15 protein-coding genes are annotated in these 19,481 nt (G+C 62.4%); 7 read left to right on the top strand and 8 right to left on the bottom strand.

Features of this window, described 5'->3' with window-relative positions:
- Positions 1-83 precede the first annotated feature (83 nt).
- Both KVG91_RS20505 and lpxH read left to right on the top strand, forming a co-directional pair.
- Complete coding sequence (locus tag KVG91_RS20505) at positions 84-587, top strand: peptidylprolyl isomerase (RefSeq protein WP_169374760.1); 504 nt, start codon at positions 84-86, stop codon at positions 585-587.
- A complete protein-coding gene (gene lpxH, locus KVG91_RS20500) occupies positions 584-1,333 on the top strand; it encodes a UDP-2,3-diacylglucosamine diphosphatase (protein ID WP_169374759.1) in 750 nt (249 codons plus the stop codon). The genes KVG91_RS20505 and lpxH overlap by 4 nt, the downstream gene beginning before the upstream one ends.
- A gap of 285 nt (positions 1,334-1,618) precedes the next feature.
- On the opposite strand, the gene KVG91_RS20495 is transcribed toward lpxH, so the two are convergent.
- From KVG91_RS20495 to KVG91_RS20465, 7 genes are all read right to left on the bottom strand, one after another.
- A complete protein-coding gene (locus KVG91_RS20495) occupies positions 1,619-3,148 on the bottom strand; it encodes a DHA2 family efflux MFS transporter permease subunit (protein WP_169374758.1) in 1,530 nt (509 codons plus the stop codon).
- Positions 3,148-4,350 (bottom strand): HlyD family secretion protein, encoded by a 1,203-nt coding sequence (locus KVG91_RS20490; protein WP_169374757.1) that lies wholly within the window; start codon positions 4,348-4,350, stop codon positions 3,148-3,150. The genes KVG91_RS20495 and KVG91_RS20490 overlap by 1 nt, the downstream gene beginning before the upstream one ends.
- 15 nt (positions 4,351-4,365) lie before the next feature.
- Positions 4,366-5,817, bottom strand: a complete 1,452-nt coding sequence (locus KVG91_RS20485; protein WP_169374756.1) for an efflux transporter outer membrane subunit — start codon at positions 5,815-5,817, stop codon at positions 4,366-4,368.
- A complete protein-coding gene (locus KVG91_RS20480; RefSeq protein ID WP_169374755.1) occupies positions 5,814-6,287 on the bottom strand; it encodes a MarR family winged helix-turn-helix transcriptional regulator in 474 nt (157 codons plus the stop codon). Before KVG91_RS20480 ends, KVG91_RS20485 begins: the two co-directional genes overlap by 4 nt.
- A 402-nt stretch (positions 6,288-6,689) precedes the next feature.
- On the bottom strand, positions 6,690-10,361 hold the full coding sequence (locus tag KVG91_RS20475) for a translocation/assembly module TamB domain-containing protein (RefSeq protein WP_169375846.1): 3,672 nt from the start codon (positions 10,359-10,361) through the stop codon (positions 6,690-6,692).
- The gene (locus KVG91_RS20470) at positions 10,361-12,088 is read right to left on the bottom strand and encodes an autotransporter assembly complex protein TamA (RefSeq protein WP_169375845.1); all 1,728 of its coding nucleotides are present in this window, start codon (positions 12,086-12,088) and stop codon (positions 10,361-10,363) included. Before KVG91_RS20470 ends, KVG91_RS20475 begins: the two co-directional genes overlap by 1 nt.
- Before the next feature lie 64 nt (positions 12,089-12,152).
- Positions 12,153-12,803 (bottom strand): GNAT family N-acetyltransferase, encoded by a 651-nt coding sequence (locus tag KVG91_RS20465; protein ID WP_169375844.1) that lies wholly within the window; start codon positions 12,801-12,803, stop codon positions 12,153-12,155.
- Between the two features lie 169 nt (positions 12,804-12,972).
- On the opposite strand from KVG91_RS20465, the gene xthA reads away from it, so the two are divergent.
- Both xthA and KVG91_RS20455 read left to right on the top strand, forming a co-directional pair.
- Positions 12,973-13,785 carry an exodeoxyribonuclease III gene (xthA, locus tag KVG91_RS20460; RefSeq protein WP_169375843.1) on the top strand — a complete coding sequence of 271 codons (813 nt, stop codon included), beginning with the start codon at positions 12,973-12,975 and terminating at the stop codon, positions 13,783-13,785.
- Positions 13,786-13,980: 195 nt separating this feature from the next.
- Positions 13,981-15,312 (top strand): substrate-binding domain-containing protein, encoded by a 1,332-nt coding sequence (locus KVG91_RS20455; RefSeq protein ID WP_169375842.1) that lies wholly within the window; start codon positions 13,981-13,983, stop codon positions 15,310-15,312.
- A 113-nt stretch (positions 15,313-15,425) separates the two neighbouring features.
- Here KVG91_RS20455 and KVG91_RS20450 read toward each other — a convergent pair whose 3' ends face one another.
- Positions 15,426-16,655 carry an acyl-CoA dehydrogenase gene (locus KVG91_RS20450; RefSeq protein WP_169375841.1) on the bottom strand — a complete coding sequence of 410 codons (1,230 nt, stop codon included), beginning with the start codon at positions 16,653-16,655 and terminating at the stop codon, positions 15,426-15,428.
- A gap of 151 nt (positions 16,656-16,806) precedes the next feature.
- Between KVG91_RS20450 and KVG91_RS20445 the strand changes: the two genes are divergently transcribed.
- The 3 genes from KVG91_RS20445 (at position 16,807) to KVG91_RS20435 (ending at position 19,275) form a co-directional block, all read left to right on the top strand.
- Entirely contained in the window at positions 16,807-17,742 is a 936-nt protein-coding gene (locus KVG91_RS20445) for a LysR family transcriptional regulator (RefSeq protein ID WP_169375840.1), read from the top strand.
- A 224-nt stretch (positions 17,743-17,966) separates the two neighbouring features.
- Positions 17,967-18,359, top strand: coding sequence for a MerR family transcriptional regulator (locus KVG91_RS20440; protein WP_076950860.1), 393 nt, complete (start codon positions 17,967-17,969; stop codon positions 18,357-18,359).
- A gap of 16 nt (positions 18,360-18,375) precedes the next feature.
- The gene (locus KVG91_RS20435) at positions 18,376-19,275 is read left to right on the top strand and encodes a hydroxymethylglutaryl-CoA lyase (protein WP_169375839.1); all 900 of its coding nucleotides are present in this window, start codon (positions 18,376-18,378) and stop codon (positions 19,273-19,275) included.
- The last annotated feature ends 206 nt before the right edge of the window (positions 19,276-19,481 follow it).

Below are 19,481 nucleotides of genomic sequence, written 5' to 3'. Positions count from 1 at the left end.
GCGCGCCTTGGCCGCCGTTTCGCCAAACCGGTCGTGGTGCTCAGGCACCCAAACCCACGAATTCCCTGAAAAGAGTAGTGAACATGACTCAAGTCAAACTGACCACCAACCACGGTGACATCGTCATCGAGCTGAACGCCGAGAAAGCGCCGATCACCGTCGCCAACTTCATCGAATACGTTAAGGCCGGCCACTACGAAAACACCGTTTTCCACCGTGTCATCGGCAACTTCATGGTCCAGGGCGGCGGTTTCGAGCCTGGCATGAAAGAAAAGAAAGACAAGCGCCCAAGCATCCAGAACGAAGCGGACAACGGCCTTTCGAACGACAAGTACACCGTCGCCATGGCCCGTACCATGGAGCCGCATTCGGCCTCCGCGCAGTTCTTCATCAACGTGGCCGACAACGCTTTCCTCAACCACACCGGCAAGAACACCCAGGGTTGGGGCTACGCGGTGTTCGGTAAAGTCACCGAAGGCCAGGACGTGGTCGACAAGATCAAAGGCGTGCAGACCACCGGTAAAGCCGGTCACCAGGACGTTCCGGTAGAAGACGTGATCGTCGAGAAAGCCGAGATCGTTGGGTGATATTGCTGATTTCAGACTTGCATCTGGAAGAGGGACGCCCGGACATTACCCGGGCGTTTCTGGATCTGCTCCACGGCCGCGCCCGTGGCGCCCAGGCGTTGTACATTCTGGGGGACTTCTTTGAAGCCTGGATTGGCGACGATGGGATGACACCGTTCCAACGCTCGATTTGCGCCGCCCTGCGCGAACTCAGCGACAGCGGCACCCCGATTTTCATCATGCACGGCAACCGCGACTTCCTGATCGGCAAGGCGTTCTGCAAAGCGGCAGGCGCCACCTTGCTCAAGGACCCGAGTGTCGTGCAGCTCCATGGCGAACCTGTGCTGTTGATGCACGGCGACAGCCTCTGCACCCGCGACGTCGGCTACATGAAGCTGCGGCGCATCCTGCGCAACCCGGTTGTGCTGTTTATCCTGCGGCATCTGCCGTTGGGCACACGGCACCGGCTGGCGCGCAAACTGCGCAGCGAAAGCCGTGCGCAGACGCGCATGAAAGCCAACGACATCGTCGATGTCACCCCCGAGGAAGTGCCACGGGTGATGCAGCACTTTGGCGTACGCACCCTGGTCCATGGCCACACCCACCGCCCCGCCATTCATAAGCTGCAGATTGGCGACCAGGCGGCCAGGCGCATTGTGCTGGGGGACTGGGACAAGCAAGGCTGGGCGTTGCAGGTGGATGAGCAAGGGTTTCAATTGGCGGCGTTTGACTTCGTCAATCCGCAGTTGGCGTTGCCTGGCGCCTGACGAGCAGGCAACACAAATCCACTGTGGGAGCTGGCTTGCCTGCGATAGCCATATCGTTCAGAAGCTGACGAATCTCTCCGTAGTGAGCGGGCTTGCCCCGCGCTGGGCGGCGAAGCGGCCCCAACCCAGACGACCTGGTTCTGTCTGGAACTCGGTGGTGCCTTTATTGGGGCGGCTTCGCCACCCAGCGCGGGGCAAGCCCGCTCACTACAGGGTAGCTTCTGCGGCCTCAATACGATGCAGGCAAGCCAGCTCCCACAGTGGATTGCATTCCAACCTTTGCGGTCAGTGGCCTGAGGCTTGCGGCCCGGCCTTGGCGCCAAACGGCGGCTTGGCCAGCCACACCAGCAACATCAACGCCACGAAGATCCATCCCATCAACGTGAAGTAATCCACGGTGGACATCATGTACGCCTGGCTGGTGAGGATCTGGTCCAGCTGCGAGTAGGCCTTCTGCCCCGCTCCCCCGAGCGCCTGCAACGCATCGCGCGTGGTCGAGTCATAAGCGGTCATGTTCTCGCTCATGTACGCATGGTGCTGGTCCGCCCGGCGAATCCAGATCCAGGTGGTAAGCGACGCCGCGAAGCTGCCGCCCAATGTGCGCAGGAAAGTCGCAAGGCCCGCGCCGTCGGCAATCTGCTGCGGCGGCAGGTCGGACATCAGGATGCTCAAGGTCGGCATGAAGAACAGCGCGACGCCGATCCCCATGAACAACTGCACCAGGGCGATGTGGGTGAAGTCCACCTCATTGGTGAAACCGGCACGCATGAAGCAGCTCAAGCCCATTGCCAGGAACGACAGCCCCGCCAGCAGACGCAGGTCGAATTTGTGCGCATATTTGCCCACGAACGGTGACATCAGCACCGGCAGAATACCGATCGGCGCCACCGCCAGTCCGGCCCAGGTGGCGGTGTAGCCCATCTGGGTTTGCAGCCACTGCGGCAGGATCAGGTTGATGCCAAAGAAAGCGGCATATCCGCCGATCAGCACAATGGTGCCGATGCGAAAGTTGCGGTAGGCAAACAAGCGCAGGTTAACCACCGGGTGCTTGTCGGTCATTTCCCAGATCACGAACACCGTCAGGGCGATCACCGAAATCGCCGCGCCAATGATGATGAAGTTGGATTCGAACCAGTCCAGGTTATTGCCCTTGTCGAGGATGATCTGCAAAGCACCGACCCCAACGATCAGGCTCAGCAACCCGACGTAGTCCATCGGCTGGTAGCTGGTTTCCACCGGGCGCTTCTTCAGTTGCAAACGCACCACCATCACCGCAAAGACGCCGATGGGCACGTTGATAAAGAAGATCCACGGCCAGCTGTAGCTGTCGGTGATCCAGCCGCCGAGGATGGGACCTGCAATTGGCGCCACCACCGTGACCATCGCGAGTAACGCCAGGGCCATGCCGCGCCTGGCCGGCGGGTACACCGCGATCAGCAGCGTCTGGGTCATCGGGTACAGCGGACCGGCGACCAAGCCTTGCAGTACGCGAAAGCCGATCAGCTCGGGCATCGAGGTGGAAATACCGCAAAGGAACGAGGCCAGCACAAACAGGATGGTCGCCCACAGAAACAGCTTCACCTCGCCAAAGCGGCGGCTCAGCCAGCCGGTAAGCGGCAAGGCGATGGCGTTGCTCACCGCAAACGAGGTGATCACCCAGGTGCCCTGCTCCGAACTCACGCCGAGGTTGCCGGAAATGGTCGGCAACGCCACGTTGGCGATGGTGGTGTCGAGCACCTGCATAAAGGTCGCCAGCGACAGGCCGATGGTGGCCATCAACAGGCTGGGTGGCGTGAAGGAGGCGTTATTGCTCATCAGCGTTGCGCAGCCTTGGGCGCGGCGCTGCTGTTGTCGTGGATCAACTGGGTGATCATCGCGTCAGCCTCGGCCAATTGGCGGTCATACACGTTGGTGGTGAACGAGGCCTTTTGTGGTGGCTGTTGCGCCAGCACCGGGCCGCTCTGGTCGTGCAGGTCCACGTTCACGACGGTGGAAAGGCCCACGCGCAGCGGGTGTTTGGCCAGTTCGTCGGCGTTGATATGGATGCGCACCGGCACCCGTTGCACGATCTTGATCCAGTTACCGGTGGCGTTCTGTGCCGGCAGCAGGGCGAACGCGCTGCCGGTGCCGGCGCCCAGGCTGTCGACGGTGCCGCTGTACTTCACGTCGCTGCCGTAGATGTCCGACTCGATGTCCACCGGCTGGCCAATGCGCATGTCGCGCAGTTGGGTTTCCTTGAAGTTGGCGTCGATCCACAGCTGGTTCAGCGGGATCACTGCCATCAACGCCGTGCCGGGTTGTACGCGCTGGCCCAGTTGCACGGTGCGCTTGGCCACGTAGCCGGTGACCGGCGCAATCAAGGTGCTGCGCGCATTAGTCAGATAGGCTTGGCGCAATTGCGCGGCGGCGGACTGCACATCCGGGTGGGACGAAATCACCGTGTCATCCACCAGGGCATTGGTGGATTTGAGTTGCTGCTCAAGGTTGGTCAGCGCGTTCTTCGCCGCGGTCAGGCTGTCACGCGCGTGGGACAGCTCTTCCTGGGAGATCGCGCCGCCCTGGGCCAGGGTCTTGCGTCGGTTGTAGTTGTCCTGGGCGGTTTGCACGTCGGCTTTCTGCGCGTTGACCTGGGCCTTCATGCCATCGACATTGCTGTACAAACCCCGCACCTGGCGCACGGTGCGGGCCAGGTTGGCCTGGGCACTTTGCAGGCCAACAGCGGCGTCGTTCGGGTCGAAGTTGACCAGCACCTGGCCTTCATGGACCAGGTCGCCATCGTCGGCGCCGATGCTCACCACCGTGCCGGTGACCAGCGGGGTGATTTCCACCACGTTGCCGTTCACATAGGCGTCATCGGTGCTTTCGTTGAAGCGACCGTAGAGTTCATACCAGCCCCACACGCCGACAATGGCGAGGATGACGATCAGCGCCAGGCCGATCAGCATCACTTTGCGTTTGCGTGGGTTGTTGTCTTGCTTGGGTTGTTCAGTTGCATTGTTGCTGTCGGCAGTGGCCATGACAAATACCTCAAATTATTCCGAGCGTGTGGCGGGGGTAGTTGCGGCCACGTTGTTGGCGCCGTAGCCGCCACCCAGGGCCTGCATCAATTGAATCGACAGATCGATCTGCGCGGCATTCAGGCTCGCCAGCTGGCGCTGGGCCTGCAGCAATTGCTGCTCGATGCTGAGCACATCCAGGTAGTTACCGATCCCCGAGCTGTAGCGCTGCACGCCGGTGTCGTAGGACTGCTGGGCAATGTCCGCGGCGTGTTGCTGGGCCTGGATCTGCCGGCCGGTGTCGCGCAGTTGCGAGAGGGTGGTGCCGATATCGCCCAGGGCTTGCACCAGGGTCTTGTTGTACTGGGCCACCGCCAGGTCGTAGTCGGCATCGCGGGCATCGAGGTCGGCGCGCAGGCGGCCGCCGTCGAAGATCGGCAGCGAGAGCGTCGGCGCGATATTGAAGAAACGGCTGGCCGAACCGAACATCGCATCGCCCAGCAATGACTCGGCCCCGGCGCTCGCGCTCAGGTTGAGGTTGGGGTAGAAGCGGGTCTTGCTGGCGTCGATGTTCTTGCTGGCGGCCTCGACTCGCCAGCGCGCGGCGATCAGGTCCGGGCGACGGCCCAGCAGTTCGGCGGGCAGCACCGAAGGCACGGCGACCGCGCCGGGTTTGAGCACGGTGGGCCGCGCCAGTTCGTTGCCACGGTCCGGGCCTTTGCCGAGCAGCACGGCCAGGGCGATTTTCGCGCTCTGCAGCTGTTTTTCCGCATCGATCAGTTGCGACTGCGAGCTGGCTTCCAGGCTCTCGGTCTGCTGGTACTGGTACTGGCTGTCGATACCCGAATCCAGGCGCCGCTTGCCCAGGTCGAGCATCTGCCGGGTGCGCTTGAGGTCGTCATTGGCCAGGTCTCGCACAATATGCGCCTGGCCCAGGTCGCTGTAGGCCTTGGCGACGTTGGCGGCCAGGGTCAGGCGCGCTGCCTGCTGATCGACCTGGGCGGCACGGGCCTCGCCCAACGCGGCTTCCCAGGCGGCGCGCTGGCCGCCCCAGAGGTCGAAGTTGTAATTGAAGCTGGCGCCGATGTTGCGCACGGTCGAATAGGCGTCGCCTTCGCCGCGCGGGTCCTGGTCTTTGGCCAGGCGAGAACGGCTGACACCGGCGCTGGCATCCAGGGTCGGCATGCGCTCGGCGTTGGCGGCGTAAGCGGCGGCTTCGGCCTGGTGGGCGCGGGCGCTGGCCACTTGCATGTCGGGACTGTTGTGCAGGGCTTCCTGGATCAGGCCGTCGAGCTGCGGGTCGCCGAGGCTTTTCCACCAGTCGGCGCTGGGCCAGGCGGCGCTCGACAGGGTCACGCCGTTCAGGGACTGCCCGGTGTGCAGGGTATTGGCGTCCAGGCGCTTGCCTTGGGTATCGAGGCCGCTGTAATTGGCGCAACCGGCCATGCTCATGGCGGCGAGCACCAGGCAAAGGGCACGTGTGTTCATGTGTTACCTACCCGCTGCAGGGTGATGGGATCACCGGCAGCTACCAGAATTTTCTTGAGGATGCGTTCCAGGGTTTCCAGCTCGCCAGGCTCCAGTGCGCCGGCCAGCTGGTTCAGCGCCTGGGCGCCAATGTGCGGCAGCAGGTCCGCCAGGCGCTGGCCGCCGGCGGTCAGCACCAACTGCACCTGGCGGCGATCCAGCTCGGAGCGTTTGCGGCTGAGCAAGTCTTTTTGCTCCAGACGGTCGAGCATCCGCGTCATCGAACCGCTGTCCAGGGACAGGTTGCGGCACAGCTCCGCCGGGGTGTCGACGCCGAATTGGGCCATGATGATCAACACCTTGAACTGCGCGGCGGTGATGCCGTGGGGTTCCATGTGGGTGTCGATGATGCGGTCCTTGAGAATCGCGGCGCGCCCCAGCAACAGGCCGAGGTGGCAGTTGTGGAAGTTTTCAGGGGTGAAGTGCGGCATCGAGAGTCACCTTATTACTGCCTAGGCAGTGAATGTGTGACGAGATATTACTGCTTAGGCAGCGAATGTCAAACGGAATTATTAGCTTGCTTGGTAACTGCACGATGAGCAGGCTGAACTGCAGATACCTGTGGGAGCTGGCTTGCCTGCGATGGTCATAGCGAGCCACGCATTTTCTGCGGCCGCATGACCCATTTGTAGTGAGCGGGCTTGTCCCGCGCTGGGTGGCGAAGCCGCCCTAATACAGTCGCCGCCGATTTAGAGACAAAACCGAGTCGCCTGGTTTGGGGCGGCTTCGCCACCCAGCGCGGGCGGTGCGACGATTCGACAAGCCCGCTCACTACAGAGAAATTTGTCAGTTTTGAGGGTCATGTGGTACCCACATTTTTGACCGAGTACGGATCAGAAATCGCGCTTGTAGAAGATATCCAGGGAGCTGGCCACGCCGCTCGCCACCTCCAGATACACCTTCTTGCTCAACAGATAGCGCAAGGCAATGGTGCTGGCCGGCTCGAACACCCCTACCCCGTAACGCAGGCTGAGTTTCTCGGTGATCTTGCCGCTGGCCACCACGGCTGTGCTGTTACCGCTGCCCTGGGTATCCAGTTCGAAATCCTGGATGCCCAAGTTCTTCGCCAGGTCCGACGTGACCCCGGCGCTGCCCATCAACCCCAGCCCCAGCGCGGCCTGGGCGAGCATGTTGTTGTCTTCGCCGCCGGTGCTCAGCGGACGCCCCAGCACCAGGTAGGACAGCGCCTGCTCCTGGCTCATGGCCGGTTCGGAGAAGATCTGCGTGGTGGGCTGTTCGGCGCTGCCGCTCAGGCGGATGCCGGCGACCACATCGTCGGTCTTGCGGATCGCTTCGATGTCCAGGTATGGCTGGTCCAGCGGCCCCGCGAACAGCAGCCGTGCCCGTCGCACATCGAGTTTCTGGCCATAGGCGCGGTAGCGACCATCGTTCAGCCATAGCTCGCCACGGGTGTCGAGGTTATCGCCGATATGCACGTGGCCCTGCACCTTGGCGGTGAGGCCGAAGCCTGAGAAGTTGAGCCTGTCTTCGCCAACCACCACGTCGATATCCATAGCCATCGCCATCGCGGGCTTGCCCTCTTCGGTCTGGCTGCCGACGATCACGGTGTCGTCCGAGACCTTGACGGTCGACGGTGGCAGTTCGCGCACCGTGATGTCCCCACGTGGGATGTGCACCTTGCCGGCGACCGCCAGCTTGTCGTTCTTCAGGCTGATGGTCAGGTCGGGCGCCACTTCCAGCACCGCGTAAGGCTCGACCGTCACCGGCAGTTGCGCGCCTTGCAGCTTGAGGTCCATCGCCAGGGCCTGGCCCCAGTCGATCCGGCCCTTGAGTCTGCCCTGCCCGGCCTTGCCACTGCGCCAGCCGCCGTTGAGCTGCACGCTGTCGCCGGCGATCAGCGCCTGCACGTTCAGGTCTTCCAGGCTCAGGGGCAGTTCCGGACCGGAAACCTCAGCGCCCACCAGGTTGACGTTGCCGTTGACCTGAGGCGCGAGCAAGCCACCGGAGAGGCGGCCGCTGCCATTGAGCTTGCCGCTGAGGGTTTCCACCATCGGCACAAATGGCCGTGCCACCGCGAGGTCGAGGCCAACCAGGCTGAAGTTGCCCGTGATCGGCTTGTCTTTCGGCAAGGGGTTGATCTGCGCCTGCAACAGCAGCTCGCCGAGCTTGCCGCCATGGAAGTTCAGCTGCGTGTCGATACGCTTGGGGTTGAGGGTGGTGTCCAGCTTCAGGGTGTCGTAGGGGAAGTCCAGCCACTGGTGCTTGTCCTTGACGCGCAAGGTGCCGCCGCTGGCATCCACCGAGACCAGGCCTTTGGGGCCGCTGTCGGGCAGGTCCAGTTGCAGGTCGGCGTTGAGCTTGCCCTGCCAGGCAAAATCCTTGGGCATGAACGCCGCCAGGCTGCCGATGGGAAATTGCTTGAGGTGGTAGCGCAGCTTCGGCTCGGGCATCAGCCGCTGGTCCTCGCCGCACAGGCTGGCGGGGCCGGACACCCAGCAGTGCGCGGCAAACGTCAACCTGCCATCGGCCAGGCGCTCGATCTTCGCCGGTGCCTGCAGCTTCCAGGCCTGGCCACCGGCTTGCACATCGCCACTGGCCAGGCGCCCACGCCAGTTGCCGTGGTCGAGGTTACCGTCCAACGCCAGCGCCAGCTTAACCAAGGGGCCGGCCAAATCCAGCTGGACCTTTTGCTGCTTGATATCGCCCTGGGCGCTGGCGGTCAGGGTGCCGACCTGAGTGTCACCGGATTGGATACCGCTGCCCTTGAGGTCGAGCCTGGCGCGCTGGGCGTTATCGAGGCTGGCGTCGAGGGTGAGGCTCTGCAGGCGATTGTCGGCAAATGCCAATTGCTGGCCCTTGAGTGCGAGTTTGCCTTGCGGCGCCTTGAGGCTGCCGGCCACGTCGAGACGGCCGTTGACCTGCCCGCGTAATTGCGGCCACAGCTGGGCCAGGCGCGCCAATTTGATATCGATCTGCCCGGCCAGGCGTTGCTGCAGGCTGCCGCTGCCATGGATGCGGTTATCGCCGAGGCGAACATCCAGGTTGGCGAGAGTCCACTGCTCGCCCGCGCCTTCGGCCTTGGCCGCCAGCACCGCGGTCTGCCCACGCAGGCTGCCCTTGAGGTCGAGGTCGGCATTGAGCTTGAGCTGCTCGTTCTTGAACGCGCCCTTGCTGCGCAACGGCCCGGCCAGGGTGCCGGGCAACTCCGCCACCCAGTACGCCGGGTTCAGTGCCGACAGGTCCAGGGCCGTGTCCCAGGCAATGCCATCGGCGAATTGCAGGTTCAGGTGGCCTTCGGCCTTGCCCTGGCCGGCGCTGAGTTTCAGTTCGGGCAGGAAGAGTTGCTTGAGGTCGCCACTGAACGGTGTGACCACATTGAATGTTCCGGCGGGGCCGTCGAGATCGGCCTTGAGATTGCCCAGGTAGTTGCCGTCTTTGTAGGAGACCTCAGCATTGAACGTACGGAGCACGACTTGTGGTTCATCGAGCAGCGGATAGAGACGATGCCAGGGAAAGTCTTGCCAATCGACCTTGGCGTCGGCGCTGAAGCCTTGTTGCCAGTCCAACTGCGCCGTGAGTTTCAGGCTTTGCTTGTCACCGGCGTTCAAGTCCAGCCCGGCGATCTGCGCGCCCTTGGCGTCAACCTTGCCCTGCAGAAGCATCTGCACCGGGCCTTTTTCCGCCGGGAGCACGGCCTTGCCGAGCAGTTGGTAACCGTTTTTCAAATCACCCTTGGCACTGAGGTCGAGTTGATTGAGCTGCAAGGTATCCGGCAAGTCGGCGCTGGGCTTGAAGCCGTCCGCGGTGATGTGCAATTGAGCCGGGAGGTTTTCCGCCAGGGGTTGCAGTTCACCGGTGAGCTTGGCCGGCAGATAGCCCGTGCTGTCGGCGTCGAGTTTGAGGGTCTTGAGCAGGTCGCCATCAAGCTTGATCGCAACGTTCCACGCTGCGCCGCCCGGCGCGTAGGGCAGGCTCAGGTTACCGCTGGCGGTCAACGGCCAGTCGCCACTGGGTTGCAGCAGACCGGCCAGGTCCAGCACCAGGTCATCGCGTTGCAGGTGCACCGAATCGAGCTGCAGCCCGGCAGCGGTCCAATGCGCGGCCAGTTGCAGGCCCTTGAGTTCTTCGACGCCGTTGAACAGCAGCCTACCGACGCGAACATCGCCCAATTCGACGGCCAGCGGCAAGTCCAGATCGGGTAACTGGATCGGCCCGCTGCTGTCCTCGGTGCCCGCTGGAAACTGCAGGCTGACCTGTTCCACATCCAAGCGGTCGATGCACAAGGTCAGGCGCAGCAGACATGCCGGCGACCAGTCAAACAGGGGCGCCGTGAGTTCGACGCGGCTACTGTCCTGCTGCCACAACAGATGGTCGGCGCTCCACTGGCCGCCCAGATGCCCCTGGAAATTCTCTACATGCAAACCCGGTACGCGGCCCAGCGCCCAGCGGCTGCCCGCCTGGGTGCCCAGCACCGTCCACAGCGCCAGTAGCAGCACGGCAAGGATGGCCACCACGGCCAGCCCGGCTATTTTCACTCCACGCATCACAGCTCAGGCCCCATGGAAAAGTGCAACCGAACGCCGCCCGGATCCTCGAGGGCATGGGCCAAGTCAAGGCGGATCGGCCCCACCGGCGACACCCAACGGATGCCGACGCCGACGCCGGTCTTGAGGCTCGGCATTTCCAGGGTATTGAACGAGTTGCCCTGGTCGATGAAGGTTGCGATCCGCCATTTTTCGGCGATGGAATATTGATACTCGGCGCTCAGGGCCACCATGTAGCGCCCGCCGATGCGATCGCCGCGGTCGTTCTCTGGCGACAGGGTCTGGTACTCGTAGCCACGCACACTCTGGTCGCCACCGGCAAAGAAACGCAGCGACGGCGGCACCGACGTGTAGCCGTTGGTTGCGCTGCCGCCCACCTGCGCGCGCGCCAGGAAGCGGTGGTTGTCCCACAGGGTGGTCAGGCCTTTGACCATGGCGGTACCGTAAAGCAGGTTGGTGTCGGAGCCCAGTCCTTCCTTGGCGACCTTGGCATCGAACGCCAGGCGATAGCCATTGTGCGGATCGATGCGGTTGTCGCTGCGCAGGTACGAATAGCTGATACCCGGCATCACCAGGTTGCTCAGCCCCGAGTCGTCGCCCAGGCGATATTCTTCGCGCTGGTATTTGAGCGAGATCACCCGGGTCCAGCCGCTGGGCAACTTGCTGTGCCATTCGGGGCCAAAGGTGAGCAACTTACTCAGGGTGTCGGTATTGGCGATCTCTTCATTCTGGTAACCGCCGGCAAAGCGCAGCTTGTCGGTCAGCGGTGGGTCCAGCGGAATGTCGTACCACAGGCCGACGTTCTGGCGCGGCGCCGACAGTTCGGCCTCCCAACCATAGCTGTGCCCTTGGGGGTTGACCCAGTGGCGGGTCCAGTTGGCCCGGCCGCGTGGGCCGACGTCGGTGGAGAACCCGAGACCCAGGCCCATGGTGCGCGGCTTGCGGGTTTCCAGGCGCACGGCCACGGGGATGATGTCGTCGGTCGAAGCCGCGGGCGCGGCGTCCACGCGCACGCCTTCGAAGAAGCCGCTGGCTTGCAGGTTCTGGTTGAGTTCGGCAATCAGTTCGGAATCGTAGGGCGTACCACTTTTGAAAGGCACCATGCGTTGCAGCAGGTCGTCGTCGAACGGTGTATCGCCGGCAAAGCTGACTTTTCCGAGGGTGTAGCGCGGGCCACTGTCGTAGACCAGTTCGATATCGGCGACGCCAGCCTGCGGGTCTACCGAAAGTGTCTGCCGGGTAAAGCGCCCGCTGAAAAAACCGTAGCGCGAGGCCTGGTTCTGGATCAGGCGCTTGGCGTCTTCGTAATGGCCGTGGTTGAGCACCGCGCCGGACTTGAGGTCGTCGCTGACGGGCACGCGAAAGACCTTGAGGCCCGCGGCCTGGCCGTCGACCCGGATGGTCACGTTACGCAAATGCACCGGCTCGCCGGGGTCGATGGTGAGGACAAGGCGCGGGATTTTGCCGCCCTTCACCTCACTGTTGATCTGGGGTTGATAGAAGCCCAAGGCCTGGGCGGCTTTGCGCGCCTGCTCCTCGGCGCCTCGGCTGAACCGCAGCAAGGCCTCTTCATCACGATCGCCGACCCCGCCGATGTAGCCCTCTATGTTGGCTTTCAACGCGTCGTTCGAAGGCGTGATTCGCACGTCCAACTCGCTTTGCGCCAAGGCACCGCAGCTTGTGAACAGCAGAATCAAGCCGCTGGTAAATCTTCCTGGAAACTTCATAGGCGCGGATGCTACACGAGCTGGAGAGAGTTTTAGAACTCAGACATTTCTGAAAAATTCTGAGTTAAGCCTTAGCCGCCTGTACCGCCTGGGGGTTGGGATGGAAAAACACGTGTTCCAGGATAGGACCTACGGCGACCTCACCAATTTCCTCGTAGCCCTGACGCTTATAGAAATCCAGGTAGCGTGAATTGCCCGTATCCAGCACCACGCCGGATGAATGCGGGTCTTCGGCGCACCAATTGTGTACCGCCTCCAATAACTGCTCGCCGTAGTGTTTGCCCTGGAACTGCGGGTGAATGCCCAACAAGGGCAGCACATGCACCGACTCGCTGGGCAGGCAGGCCAATACCGCGTGATGGTAGTCGAGGTAACGCCGCGTGCCGCGCACGCCGGTGCTCAGCCACATGCGAATTTGCCAGGCCCAGCTCTCGGTGATCCCCAGGCGTCGCTGCGGTGGTGCGATCAGGGCGATGCCGATCAGGCGGTCGTTGACGAACAGGCCGATTGCGGGCAGTTTCTGAAAGAAATGCTGCTTGACCAACTCACGCACGGTGGCACGTACCCGTTGCTCGTAGCCCGCACGCTCGGCTTCGAAGATGTAGGCAAAGGTCGGTTCGTGACGATAGGCTTGATACAGCAGGGAGCGGGCCTCGCGGGAATAGCCGCTGTTGAGCAGGCGAATTTCGGCAGTGGCGGTCAGCGTGTCGGACATACAATGAATCTCCCTGGGCACCGCTCGAAGGGCGGCGTGCTCATGGGTACGAACCCAAGCGGCACGAGTCGTTCCCAGACATTAGCAGCGCAACGGCCATACCGCCACGCTGGCCCCCGTCCGACTTGTCCGCTAGCATCGCCCTTTTGCCAGGACTTCACCTGCGACCATGAAAATCGTCTCCTTCAATATCAACGGGCTGCGCGCCCGCCCTCATCAACTGGCGGCGCTGATCGAAAAGCACCAACCGGATGTGATCGGCCTGCAGGAAACCAAGGTGCACGACGACCAGTTCCCGTTGGCCGAAGTACAAGCCCTGGGCTATCACGTGTACTACCACGGCCAGAAAGGTCACTACGGCGTGGCCCTGCTTTCGCGCCTGCCGGCGCTGAGCCTGCACAAAGGCTTTGCCAGTGACGAAGAAGACGCCCAGCGCCGGTTTATCTGGGGCACTTTCGCCGATGAACACGGCCAGCCGGTCACGATCATGAACGGCTATTTCCCCCAGGGCGAAAGCCGCGACCACCCGACCAAGTTCCCGGCCAAGCAGCGCTTCTATGAAGACCTGCAGCAGCTGCTCGAAAGCCAGTTCAGCAATGACCAGGCGCTGGTAGTGATGGGTGACGTGAATATTTCCCCGGAAGATTGCGACATCGGCATCGGTGCCGACAACGCCAAGCGCTGGCTCAAGACCGGCAAGTGCAGCTTCCTGCCGGAAGAGCGCGAGTGGATGGCCCGCTTGAAAAACTGGGGCCTGGTGGACAGTTTCCGCCACCTGAACCCGGACGTGGTCGACCGATTCAGCTGGTTCGACTACCGCAGCCGTGGCTTTGAAGATGAACCCAAGCGCGGGCTGCGAATTGACGTGATCCTGGCGTCCAATGGTTTGCTGGGGCGGGTCAAGGATGCAGGGGTGGATTACGAGCTGCGCGGGCTGGAGAAACCGTCGGATCATGCGCCGATCTGGCTTGAACTGAGCTGATCCAAAGGCTGATGAAGATCTAAATGTGGGAGCTGGCTTGCCTGCGATAGCGGTGTGTCAGCTACTTATTTCTCACTGGCCCACCGCAATCGCAGGCAAGCCAGCTCCCACAGCTTGATCCCTGGCGTATCAGTCATATTTATGCAACCTGCCTGACTTATTCTCGCGGCACTCCCTTTGGCCTGAGGTGCCGGCATGAGGCTGCGCGTTCTGTTCCTGCTGACCGTTTTCCCCCTCTGCGCTATTTCCGCTCCCCTGCCCGTTCCTGAACAAGGCCCCGCCTTGCGCATCCAGGGCTCCAACACCATTGGCGCGGCGCTGGGGCCTGCGTTGGTCAAGGGCATGATGGAGCAGCAGGGCTTGCAGGCGGTGCATGGCGAGCCTGGCGACGGTGCCAATGAGCAACGCGTGGTCGGCAAGACCCGCCAAGGCAAAACAGTCACGGTCGAAATCGCAGCCCACGGTTCGAGCACCGGGTTCAGCGCAGTAAAAAAATCCACTGCCGATCTCGCCGCCTCGTCGCGCCCGATCAAGGACAGCGAACTGGTCGACCTTGAACCGCTGGGCGACCTGAAAAGCCCCGACGCCGAACAGGTGATCGCCATCGACGGCCTGGCCATCATCCTCAACCCGCAAAACCCGCTGAATACGCTGAACACTGAGCAACTGGCGCAGATCTTCAATGGCGATATCCGCACCTGGGAGGCGTTGGGCGGTATCGGCGGGCCTATCCATTTGTATGCGCGCGATGACCAGTCCGGCACCTACGATACGTTCAAGGAACTGGTGCTGCGCCTGCGCGGCAAGCCCCTCGCGGCGTCGGCCAAGCGTTTCGAGTCCAGCGAGCAATTGTCGGATGCGGTGAGCCAGGATCCCCAGGGCATTGGTTTTATCGGCCTGCCCTATGTGCGACAGGCCAAGGCCGTGGCGATCGTGGATGGCGACTCGCAAGCCATGTTGCCGCTGAACAGCCTGATTGCCACCGAGGACTACCCGCTGTCCCGGCGCTTGTTCTTTTATTTGCCGCCGTCGGGGCGCAATCCGTGGGCCAAGGCACTGGTGGACTTTACCCAGAGCAGCAAGGGCCAGGCGATCGTGGCGGCCAACGGGTTTATCGCACAGCAGGTGCAGGCGATGGACGTTGAGCCGCGCCCGTCGATGCCCGAGGACTATCAAGCCATTGCGCGTGACGCTCAGCGTTTGACGGTGAATTTCCGGTTTGAGGAAGGCAGCGCAAGCCTCGACAACAAGGCGCGCCAGGATCTGCAACGGGTGGTGGCTTATATAAAGCGCCACGGCAAGCTTCGCAAGCAAGTCACGCTGGTGGGCTTTGGTGACGTGAAGAACGACCCGCAGCGCGCGGCGTTGCTGTCGAAATTGCGCGCAATGGCGGTGCGCCGCGAGCTGGTCAAGAGTGGCGTGGTGCTCAGGGACATTCGTGGGTTTGGCGCGCAGATGCCGGTGGCGGCGAATACGGCGGATGAAGGCAGGATCAAGAATCGGCGGGTGGAGGTTTGGGTGTATTGAGCCTTGGAATTTGTGCTGTGAATACTGGCCTCATCGCGGGCAAGCCCGGCTCCCACAGTTGGACGAGTTCTACTGTGGGAGCCGGGCTTGCCCGCGATGCAGGCGACTCGGTGTTATTGCCCGCCGCGCATCAGCTCTTTGGGCACGTACTTGCCGATCTCGAATTTGCCAATCGCCGCGCGGTGCACTTCATCCGGCCCATCAGCCAGGCGCAGGGTGCGCTGCATGGCGTACATATAGGCCAGCGGAAAGTCGTTGGAAACACCGGCGCCGCCATGGATCTGGATCGCGCGGTCGATCACCTTCAAGGCCACATTCGGCGCAACAACCTTGATCTGGGCGATTTCGCTTTTCGCCACCTTATTGCCCACGGTGTCCATCATGTACGCCGCTTTCAGGGTCAGCAGGCGTGCCATGTCGATCTCCATGCGTGAGTCGGCGATCTTGTCGATATTGCCGCCCAACCGCGCCAGCGGCTGGCCGAAGGCGCTACGGCTGACCGAGCGTTTGCACATCAATTCCAGGGCGCGTTCGGCCATGCCGACGGAGCGCATGCAGTGGTGGATCCGTCCCGGGCCGAGGCGACCCTGGGCGATCTCAAAACCGCGGCCTTCACCGAGCAACACGTTCTCATAGGGCACGCGCACGTTGTCGAACAGCACTTCGGCATGACCGTGGGGCGCATCGTCGTAGCCGAACACCGGCAGTGGGCGCAGGATTTTCACACCGGGCGTATCCACCGGGACGAGAATCATCGAGTGCTGCTGATGGCGCGGCGCGTCCGGGTTGCTCAGACCCATGAAGATCAGGATCTTGCAGCGCGGGTCGCAGGCGCCGGAGGTCCACCACTTCTTGCCGTTGATCACCCACTCGTCACCCTGGCGCTCGGCACGGGCGGCCATGTTGGTGGCGTCGGACGAGGCCACGTCGGGTTCGGTCATGGCAAAGGCCGAGCGGATTTCGCCGCGCAGCAAGGGTTCAAGCCAGCGCTGTTTCTGCTCTTCATTGGCGTAGCGCACCAGCACTTCCATGTTGCCGGTGTCGGGGGCGGAGCAGTTGAAGGGCTCCGGGCCCAACAGCGAACGGCCCATGATTTCGGCCAGCGGCGCGTATTCAAGGTTGGTCAGGCCTGCGCCCAGTTCGGATTCGGGCAGAAACAGGTTCCACAGGCCTTCGGCTTTGGCCTTGGCCTTGAGTTCTTCCATGATTGCGGTGGGCTGCCAGCGGTCGCCTTCGCTGACCTGGCGTTCGAACACCGGCTCGGCCGGGTAAACGTAAGCGTCCATGAACGCAGTGACGCGTTCACGCAGTTCTTGAACCTTGGGCGAATAGGCGAAATCCATGAGCAGCTCCCTTCTCTGAGAGGTTGTTTAGGTCATGCAATCGATGCTAGAACAGCGTTGATAATTTACCTAGCCTATTCTCGGCGTGTATTAACATTCATCACCGATATATGATCGACGTATGACCACCTAACAATAAGAGCGCAACGAAATGAATCTGAGCAAGGTCGACCTCAACCTGTTTATCGTCTTTGACGCGATCTACACCGAAGCCAACCTGACCCGCGCCGGGCAGATTGTCGGCATCACCCAGCCGGCGGTGTCCAACGCTCTGGCGCGCCTGCGGGAAACCTTCAACGACCCGCTGTTCGTGCGTACCGCCCAAGGCATGGTGCCCACGCCGATGGCGCAGAACATCATCGGCCCGGTGCGCAATGCGTTGTCGTTGCTGCGGGTGTCGGTGCAGGAAAGCCGCATCTTCAACCCGCAACAGGCGGCCAAGACCTACCGCATCAGCATGACCGACCTCACCGAGGCGGTGATCCTGCCGCTGCTGTTCCAGCGCCTGCGCCGCCTGGCGCCCACCGTGGTGATCGAGAGCTTTCTGTCCAAACGCCGTGAGACCACCAAGGAGCTGGCCGCCGGGCGCCTGGACTTTGCCGTGGACGCGCCGCTCAATACCGACCCGCAGGTACGCCACGTCAAGCTGATGGAAGACCGCTATGTGTGCGCCATGCGCAAGGGCCATCCCATGGCCGGTAAAGACAAGCTGACCCTGGACGACTACCTGTCGCTGACCCACATTCATATTTCCAGCCGCCGCAACGGCCTGGGCCACGTCGACCTGGCCTTGGGCAAGATGGGCATCCAACGCAAGATCGCCCTGCGCTCCCAGCATTACTTGATGGCATCCCAGGTGTTGCAGCAGACCGACATGGTCATGACCGTGCCCGAGCGCTTCGCTCGCCGTCATGAACTGCACTGGTTCAACCTGCCGGTCAACGACGTGCCAGCGGTGGAAACCCACCTGTACTGGCACGAAAGCACCGACCAGGACCCGGCTAACCGCTGGATGCGCGAGCAGATGATTGAGTTGTGCCAGCAGGTAACCGCCCACGAAAAGAAGCTGGATGGCAAACAGGCCTGAACCTTCTCTTGCGCAAAAGGCTGTCTGTAGTGAGCGGGCTTGCCCCGCGCTGGGTGGCGAAGCCGCCCCAATAAGGACAACGCCCAGTTGCAGATAAAACTCGGTCGCCTGGTTTGGGGCGGCTTCGCCACCCAGCGCGGGGCAAGCCCGCTCACTACAGTGGCTCTTGACGTTAACGTAAACCAGCCACTAGCCTAGCGCCAAGCCATCCGTTGAGCGCCCCAATGAGCACGACCTACAGCATCTCCGACCTCGCCCGCGAGCTCGACATCACCACCCGCGCTATTCGTTTCTACGAAGAACAGGGCCTGCTGGCGCCGGAACGCCGGGGCCAGGAGCGCATCTACTCGGCGCGCGACAAGGTCAGCCTCAAGCTGATCCTGCGCGGCAAGCGCATCGGTTTTTCCCTGGCCGAGTGCCGCGAGTTGATCGAACTCTACGACCCCAGCAGCGGCAACCACGTCCAGCTCAACAGCATGCTGGCCAAGATCGCCGAGCGCCGCGAGCAGTTGGAACAGCAACTGCTGGACATCGAACAGATGAAGCTGGAGCTGGACACCGCCGAAGAGCGCTGCACCCAGGCCCTGGCCACTACCATGAGCCAGGCCGGCCATTGATCAGAAGGTGATTGCCATGTCCCTCCCCTCACACGTACGCCTGGTGGAAGTCGGCCCGCGCGACGGCCTGCAGAACGAAGCTCAACCCATCAGCGTGGCGGACAAGGTCCGACTGGTGAACGCCCTCAGCGCGGCGGGCCTGGGCTATATCGAAGTCGGCAGTTTCGTATCGCCCAAATGGGTGCCGCAGATGGCCGGTTCCGCCGACGTCTTTGCGCAGATCCAGCGCAAGCCCGGCGTGACCTACGGTGCCCTGGCGCCGAACCTGCGCGGTTTTGAAGACGCGCTGGCGGCCGGGGTGAAGGAAGTGGCGGTGTTCGCGGCAGCGTCCGAGGCGTTTTCCCAGCGCAATATCAACTGCTCGATCAGCGAAAGCCTGGCGCGTTTCGCGCCGATCATGGCCGCGGCCAGGCAGCACGGGATCAGCGTGCGTGGCTATGTGTCGTGCGTGCTGGGTTGCCCGTATGAGGGCGAGATCGCACCGGAGCAAGTGGCGGCGGTCGCACGGGAGCTGTATGCCATGGGCTGCTACGAAGTGTCCCTCGGCGACACGATCGGCACCGGCACGGCTGGGGCCACGCGGCGGCTGTTCGAGGTGGTCGGCGCGCAGGTGCCGCGGGACAAGCTGGCCGGGCACTTCCATGACACCTATGGCCAGGCCATCGCGAATATCTACGCCAGCCTGCTGGAAGGCATCAGCGTGTACGACAGCTCTATCGCGGGACTCGGCGGCTGCCCCTACGCCAAGGGCGCCAGCGGTAACGTCGCCACCGAAGACGTGGTGTACCTGCTTGATGGCCTGGGCATCGAGACCGGTATCGACCTGCAGGCATTGATCGGTGCGGGCCAGCAGATCAGCAAGGTGCTGGGCCGACCGACCGGGTCGCGCGTGGCCAGGGCACGTAACGCCCGTTGAGTAGCGTAGCCGTGACAAAGTGTTACCGCTCGCCTACATATCGAGTAACACGGGAACAGGTTTTGGGTTATTGGATTGGGTTCGATCTTCGGTAAAAATTTAACCTACTGATTTTAAAGGGATTTAAAAAGTTGGCACGGCTCCTGCTATCTCTATGGCATAACAAGAATAAAAAGCACCAAGCCTAATAAAAATAAGACGAAACG

Origin of the sequence: Pseudomonas azadiae (assembly GCF_019145355.1) — a bacterium.
In the GTDB taxonomy this organism is placed as follows: domain Bacteria; phylum Pseudomonadota; class Gammaproteobacteria; order Pseudomonadales; family Pseudomonadaceae; genus Aquipseudomonas; species Aquipseudomonas azadiae.
The sequence above is the reverse complement of the archived record's forward strand: the minus strand, read 5'-3'. Positions and strand labels throughout refer to the sequence as shown.